Origin of the sequence: Streptomyces sp. UG1 (genome assembly GCF_049974585.1) — a bacterium.
In the GTDB taxonomy this organism is placed as follows: Bacteria; Actinomycetota; Actinomycetes; order Streptomycetales; family Streptomycetaceae; genus Streptomyces.
This window is the reverse complement of record NZ_JBNGGG010000139.1, coordinates 1-1,200: the sequence shown is the minus strand read 5'-3', so window position 1 is coordinate 1,200 and position 1,200 is coordinate 1. Positions and strand designations below refer to the sequence as shown.

The 1,200-nt window shown below is 67.6% G+C and carries 1 protein-coding gene; it reads right to left on the bottom strand.

Annotation, left to right across the window (positions count from 1 at the left end; all coding sequences use genetic code 11):
- The coding region (locus ACP4J3_RS50685) for an aspartate ammonia-lyase (protein ID WP_426545067.1) at positions 1-1,200 on the bottom strand (1,200 nt) is incomplete at both ends.

Below are 1,200 nucleotides of genomic sequence, written 5' to 3'. Positions count from 1 at the left end.
GCTGCCCGCGACGACCTCCGGGCGCAGCAGGTCGGCGAGGGTCTCGGCGGGCAGCAGGCCCTTTTCCAGGACGAGTTCGGCCACGCCCCGGCCGGAGGCCAGGGCCTCCTTGGCGATGTCGGTCGCGGCCGTGTACCCGATGTGCGGGTTCAGGGCGGTCACCAGGCCGATGGAGTTCTCCACACTCCGGCGCAGCGCCTCGGTGTTGGCGGTGATGCCGTCCACGCACCGCCCGGCCAGCGTCACACAGGCGTTCCGCAGGTGCGTGACGCTCTGCGACAGGGAGTGCAGGATGACCGGCTCGAAGGCGTTGAGCTGGAGCTGTCCGGCCTCGGCGGCCATGGTGATGGCCACATCGTTGCCGATCACCTCGAAGGCGACCTGATTGACCACCTCCGGAATCACCGGGTTCACCTTGCCCGGCATGATCGACGAACCGGCCTGCACCGGCGGCAGATTGATCTCCCCCAGCCCCGCACGCGGCCCCGACGACAGCAGCCGCAGATCGTTGCAGCTCTTGGACAGCTTCACCGCGATCCGCTTGAGCACACCCGACATCTGCACGAACGCACCACAGTCCTGGGTGGCCTCCACCAGATTGGCCGCGGTGACCAGCGGCAGCCCGGTGATCCCGGCGAGATGCCGGCGAGCCGACTCCGCATAACCGGCCGGAGCATTCAGTCCCGTGCCGATCGCCGTGGCACCCAGGTTGATCTCATGGATCAACTCCACCGCCTCGGCAAGACGGGACCGGTCCTCATCCATCATGACCGCATACGCCGAGAACTCCTGCCCGAGCGTCATCGGCACCGCGTCCTGCAACTGTGTACGGCCCATCTTGAGCACATCGCGGAACTCGACGGCCTTACGCGCGAACGCGTCCTGCAGGACAGCCATCGCCTTGAGCAGCCCGCGCACCGCGAACACCGTCGCGACCTTCACCGCGGTCGGATAGACGTCATTCGTCGACTGCCCCAGGTTGACGTCCTCGTTCGGATGCAGGTACTCGTACTGCCCCTTGGCATGGCCCAGCAGCTCCAACGCCCGGTTCGCCACCACCTCGTTGGCATTCATGTTCGTCGACGTGCCGGCGCCGCCCTGGATGACGTCGACCACGAACTCCTCGTGCAGCTTCCCGGCCCGGATCTCCCGGCACGCGGCGACGATCGCAGCAGCCTTCGCCGGCTCCAGCAGCCCCAG